The sequence below is a fragment of the Cupriavidus sp. 05N40 genome (assembly GCF_056397305.1).
Genome location: NZ_JBFTND010000315.1, coordinates 1 through 5,626 on the forward strand (window position 1 = coordinate 1; position 5,626 = coordinate 5,626).

Here is a 5,626-nt window from a genome sequence, read left to right on the forward strand (position 1 = left end):
GCGCCCGGGCGCATCACCGGCGGCTCCTCGTCCGGCTCGGCCTCGGCGGTATCCAACCGGCTGTGCGACTTCGCGCTCGGCAGCGACACCGGCGGCTCGGTGCGCGCGCCGGCCAGCCATTGCGGCCTGTACGGCATCCGCCCCACCCACGGCCGCATCTCGCTGGAGCGCACCCTGGCGCTGGCCGAGAGCCTCGACACCTGCGGCTTCTTCGCGCGCGATATCGGCACCTTCTCGCGCGTGGCCGACGTCCTGTTGGGCACCGACAGCCGCCCCCTGCCGTCGGCCCCGCGCCTGCTGCTGGCCGAAGACCTGTTCCGCCTGCCCACCGCGCCCGCGCTGGATGCGCTGCTACCGGTGGTCGGCCGCATCGAAGCCGCCCTCGGCAAGGCCGCGCCGGTCGCCGTGGCGGACCGGCCGATCGAGGATATCTGGTGGGCCTTCCGCTACGTGCAGGGCTGGGAAGCCTGGCAGGCCGACGGCGAGCTGATCGAGCAATACGGCCTGCAGCTCGGCCCCGACGTGGCCGGGCGCTTTGCCTTTTCCAAGGGGGTCACGGCGGCGCAGTTCGAGGCCTCGAGCGCGCTCCGCCGCGCCGTCACCGCGCACATCGGCGCCCTGCTCGGCGACGACGGCGTCCTGCTGATGCCGAGCATGCCCGACATCGCGCCGCTCTCGGACGCCGACGGCGACACGCTCGAGGATTACCGCAACCGCTCGTCCCAGATCCTCTGCCTGGCGCCGCTGACCGGCTTCCCGCAGATGAGCCTGCCGCTGTCGGGCCGCGCCGGCGCGCCGCTCGGCCTGTCCCTGATGGGCCCCGCCGGCAGCGACCGCAGCCTGATCGCATTTGCGCAAAGCCTGGTGAAGGCACTAGGCTAAGCTACATTGCGCCTGCTTTTCCCGCGCGCCGCCGGCCAACCCGGCGGCGCGCGCATTTCTGCCCGATTTTCCGACAAGACAAGGAGAGCCTCAATGGCCCGCATCCGCATCGCCGCCGGCGGCTATCAGTTCGTCGCCGAGACCAACCCCGACGCCCCGCTGACCGTGGCGGCCTTCACCAAGCTGCTGCCCTACCGGCAAAAACTGATCCATGTGCGCTGGAGCGGCGAAGGCTGCTGGATCCCGCTGGGCGAGTTCAGGCTCGGCGTGGACTTCGAGAACCACACCAGCCACCCGTCGGTGGGCGACATCCTGTTCTACCCGGGTGGCTACAGCGAGACCGAGATCATCCTGGCCTACGGCAGCTGCTGCTTCGCCAGCAAGATGGGCCAGCTTGCCGGCAACCACTTCCTGACCATCGTGGAAGGCAAGGAAAACCTGCGGGCGCTCGGCACCAAGGTGCTGTGGGAAGGCGCGCAGGACGTGGTGTTCGAAGCGATGTGAGTCGCGGGGCGCGCCGGCAGCGCCCCGCATCCGGCGCTCAGCGCGCCACCAGGGCGGATCCTGCCTCCGGCGCCCTGACCCGGAACCAGGCCGCATAGAGCGCCGGCAGGAACAGCAGCGTCAGCGCCGTGGCCACGATCAGCCCGCCCATGATGGCCACGGCCATCGGCCCCCAGAACACCGAGCGCGACAGCGGGATCATGGCCAGCACGGCCGCCGCCGCGGTCAGGATGATGGGGCGGCAGCGGCGCACCGCCGATTCCACGATCGCATCCCATACCGCCGCGCCGCCGCGCACGTCCTGCTCGATCTGGTCGACCAGGATGACCGAGTTGCGGATGATCATGCCGAGCAGCGCGGTGATGCCGAGCTGGGCCACGAAGCCCATCGGCGCGCTCAGCAGCAGCAGCGTGGCGGCCGCGCCGATCAGCCCCAGCGGGCCGGTCAGGAACACCATCAGCGCGCGCGAGAAGCTGTGCAGCTGCAGCATCAGCAGCGTGAAGATAAGGAAGATGCACAGCGGCAACTGCGCGGCGATGGAAGCGCCGGCCTTGCCGCTTTCTTCCTCGGCGCCGGCGATGGTGATGCGGTAGCCGGCCGGCAGCTGCGCCCGCAGCGGATCGAGCTTGGGATTGATCTGCGCGGTCACGGTGGGTCCCTGGATGCCCTCCACCACGTCGGACTGCACGGTCACGCCGAAGTCGCGGTTCTCGCGCCAGATCACGCCGGGCTCGGAGCGGAAGGCAATGCGCGCCACCTGCGTCAGCGGCACCACGCGGCCATTGGCCGTGGGCACCTGCACGTTCTGCAGGTCCGACATGGCATCGCGCTCGTTGCGCGGGGCGCGCATCAGGATATCGATCAGCTTGTCGCCGTCGCGATACTGGCCGACCGCCACGCCGGTGAGCACGGTCTGGGTCACGCGGGCGATGGCGGTGCTGCTGACGCCGAGCGCGCGCGCCTTGTCCTGGTCGATATCCAGGCGCAGCACCTTGACGCTCTCGTTCCAGTTATCGTTGACGCCCTGCGTGTTGGGGTTGGCGCTCATCACGGCCTTGACCTGGTCGGCCAGCTTGCGCACGCCGGCGGCGTCCGGGCCGATCACGCGGAACTGCACCGGGTAAGGCACGGGCGGGCCGTTCGGCAGCAGCTTGACACGTCCGCGCAGCTGCGGGAAATCGGTCGCCAGCAGGCTGGTGACGCGCTGGCGCACGCGGTCGCGCAACGCCACGTCGGCGGGCAGCACGATCACCTGGGCCACGTTGCTCTGCGGGAAGATCTGGTCCAGCGGCAGGTAGAAGCGCGGCGCGCCGCTGCCGACGAAGCTGGTCAGGCTGGCGATCTCGCGGTCCGCGCGCAGCGCGCGCTCGAAGCGCTTGGTCTCGGCCTCGGTCTGGGCGAAGCTGCTGCCTTCGGGCAGCCACAGCTCCACCATCAGCTCGGGGCGGCTGGAATCCGGGAAGAACTGCTTCTCGACGAACTTGAAGGCGTACAAGCCGAGCCCGAAGGCCACCAGGGTGACGGCGATCACGGTCTTGCGCCAGGTGACGCACCAGTTCACCAGCTGGCGGAAGCGATTGTAGAACGGCGTGTCGAAGACTTCGTGATGGGCGCCCTCGCCGGCCGGCCTGGCCTTGAGCAGCAGGTAGCCCAGGTAGGGCGTGAAGTAGACCGCGGCCAGCCACGACAGCACCAGCGCCAGCGCCGTCACGGCGAAGATGGCGAAGGTGTACTCGCCCACGGTGGAGCGTGCCAGCCCCACCGGCAGGAAGCCGGCGGCGGTGATCAGCGTGCCGGTCAGCATCGGCATCGCGGTGGAGGTGTAGGCGAAGGTGGCCGCCTCCATCTTGGAGAAGCCCTCTTCAAGCTTGCGCACCATCATCTCCACCGCGATGATGGCGTCGTCCACCAGCAGGCCGRGCGCCACGATCAGCGCGCCGAGCGAGATCTTGTGCAGGCCGATGCCGAACATGTTCATGAACAGGAAGGTGACGGCCAGCACCAGCGGGATGGTCAATGCGACCACCAGCCCCGGGCGCACGTCCAGCCGCAACGGCCTGGTGTGCAGGCCGAGCGAAACGAAGCTGACACCCAGCACGATCACCACCGCCTCGATCAGCACGTGCACGAACTCGCCCACCGAGCGCTCCACCGCCTCGGGCTGGTTCTGCACCTGGTCCAGCTCGATGCCGACCGGCAGCTGCCCGCGCATGCCGTCCATGGCGGCGCGCAGGTTCTTGCCCAGCGCGATGATGTCGCCGCCCTTCTCCATCGAGATGCCGAGGCCGATCACTTCCTTGCCCTGGAAGCGCATCTTGCTCTGCGGCGGGTCTACATAGCCGCGGTAGACGTGGGCGATGTCACCCAGGCGGATATTGGCCGCGCCGCTGGGCCCGCGCAGTACCAGGTTCTCCAGGTCGGCCACCTTGGCGAACTGGCCCGACAGGCGCACCTGCAGGTTGTCGCCCGGCGTCACCAGCACGCCGCTGGCGTTCATGCTGTTCTGCTGCGAGATCTGGTCGGCGATGGCGTTGATATCGAGGCCGAGCTGGGCGAAGCGGGCCTGGTTGAACTCGATGAAGATCTTCTCGTCCTGCAGCCCGATCAGCGCCACCTTGGCCACCGAGGGCACGCGCAGCAGCTGCTGGCGCACCAGGTCGGCGTACTCGCGCAGCTCCTTGTAGTTGAAACCGTCGGCGGAGAGCGCGTAGATCGAGCCGTACACGTCACCGAACTCGTCGTTGAAGTATGGCCCGCGCACGCCCGCCGGCAGCGTCTGCGCGATGTCGCCGACCTTCTTCCGCACCGTGTACCAGATCTGCGCGGTGTCCCTGGCCGGCGAGGTGTCCTTGAGCTGGAAGATCACCGTGGTCTCGCCGGGCTTGGAGAAGCTGCGGATCTTGTCGGCGTACGGCACTTCCTGCAACTGGCGCTCGATCTTGTCGGTCACCTGCACCGCGATCTGCTCGGCGGTGGCGCCGGGCCAGAAGGCTTGCACCACCATCACGCGGAAGGTGAAGGGCGGATCCTCGTCCTGCCCGAGCTGGAAGAACGCGAAGAGCCCGCCCAGCAGCAGCACCACCAGCAGGTAGCGGGTCAGCGGCTGGTGCTCGAGCGCCCAGCGCGAAAGATTGAAGCGGGAATGTTCCATGCAGCGCGCCTCAGTTGCGCGCGGTGGCTGGCGCCACGGATTGCAGCGGCTTGACCTTCTGGCCCGGCTTGAGCAGGTGCACGCCGGCCGTGACGATGGTCTGCCCCGGCACCAGCCCCTTGGTGACCTGCACTTCGTTGCCCTGCAGCTCGCCCAGCGTCACGCTGACCGGGCTTACCGTGCCGGCAGCGCTTTCGTATACCCAGACCTGGTTGCTGCCGTCCTGCTGCAGCAAGGCGGACAGCGGCACGCGCAGCGCCGTGCTGTCGCCGGTACGGGTGAAGGTCACCACCGCGGTCATGCCGAACTTGAAGTCGGCCGGCGGGTTGGGCACGCTGATGCGCGCGGCGTAGGTCCGCGTGACCGGGTCCGCCATCGGCGCGATCTCGCGAACATGGCCGGGCAGCGCACGAGCCGGCCCGGCCCAGGTCCGCACCGTCACGTCGGAAATGCCGCGCAGGCGTTCCACCTGATCCTCGGGCAGGCCCACCGCCACTTCTTTCTCGGCGGTCTGCGCCACCCGCACCACCGATTGCCCGGCCGTGACTACCTGGCCGACTTCGGCATCGATCGCAGTGACCACGCCGTCGGCATCGGCGGGCAGCACCGCATAGGCGGTCTGGTTGGACTGGTTGCGCAGCCCCGCCTCGGCCTGGCGCAGGCGCGACGCGGCAGCGTCCAGCGTGGCCTGGCGGCGCTGCTGCTCCGCGGCGCTGATAAAGCCCTTGGCGAACAGGTCGTTGTAACGCTTGAGGTCTGCCGCGGCGAGATCGCGGTCGGTCCTGGCCGCATCGAACTGCGCGCGCGAACTGGCTTCGGCCAGACCCAGGTCGGTCGGATCGAGACGCGCCAGCGGCTGCCCCTTGCGCACCGTGGCGCCCACGTCCACCAGCCGGGCGGCAATCTTGCCCCCGACGCGGAATCCCAGCCGCGACTCGATGCGGGGCCGGACATCGCCGGAGAACTCCAGATCGGTCTTGCCCGCGCCCGCCTGCAGGTGCATCAGGCGCACCGGGCGGATCTCCGGCGCACGCGCGGCCTTGGGGCCGCAGCCGGCCAGCAGGCAAAGCAGGCAGGCCAGCGCCAGCG

4 protein-coding genes are annotated in these 5,626 nt (G+C 69.4%); 2 read left to right on the top strand and 2 right to left on the bottom strand.

Annotated elements, in window-relative coordinates:
• The coding region (locus AC1DO7_RS38810; protein ID WP_477117386.1) for an amidase family protein at nucleotides 1–882 on the top strand (882 nt) is incomplete at its 5' end.
• 93 nt (nucleotides 883–975) lie between these two features.
• Nucleotides 976–1,386, top strand: coding sequence for a DUF3830 family protein (locus tag AC1DO7_RS38815; protein WP_441615979.1), 411 nt, complete (start codon nucleotides 976–978; stop codon nucleotides 1,384–1,386).
• Between the two features lie 37 nt (nucleotides 1,387–1,423).
• On the opposite strand, the gene AC1DO7_RS38820 is transcribed toward AC1DO7_RS38815, so the two are convergent.
• Together AC1DO7_RS38820 and AC1DO7_RS38825 are read right to left on the bottom strand one after the other, a co-directional pair.
• Nucleotides 1,424–4,537, bottom strand: a complete 3,114-nt coding sequence (locus tag AC1DO7_RS38820) for an efflux RND transporter permease subunit (RefSeq protein ID WP_477117387.1) — start codon at nucleotides 4,535–4,537, stop codon at nucleotides 1,424–1,426.
• Between the two features lie 10 nt (nucleotides 4,538–4,547).
• Nucleotides 4,548–5,624 (bottom strand): efflux RND transporter periplasmic adaptor subunit, encoded by a 1,077-nt coding sequence (locus tag AC1DO7_RS38825; protein WP_477117388.1) that lies wholly within the window; start codon nucleotides 5,622–5,624, stop codon nucleotides 4,548–4,550.
• Between the last annotated feature and the right edge of the window lie 2 nt (nucleotides 5,625–5,626).

What these genes read in the sequence shown, in the direction of transcription:
- AC1DO7_RS38815 (WP_441615979.1), top strand. Translation starts at nt 976, where the DNA reads ATGGCCCGCATCCGCATCGCCGCCGGCGGCTATCAGTTCGTCGCCGAG.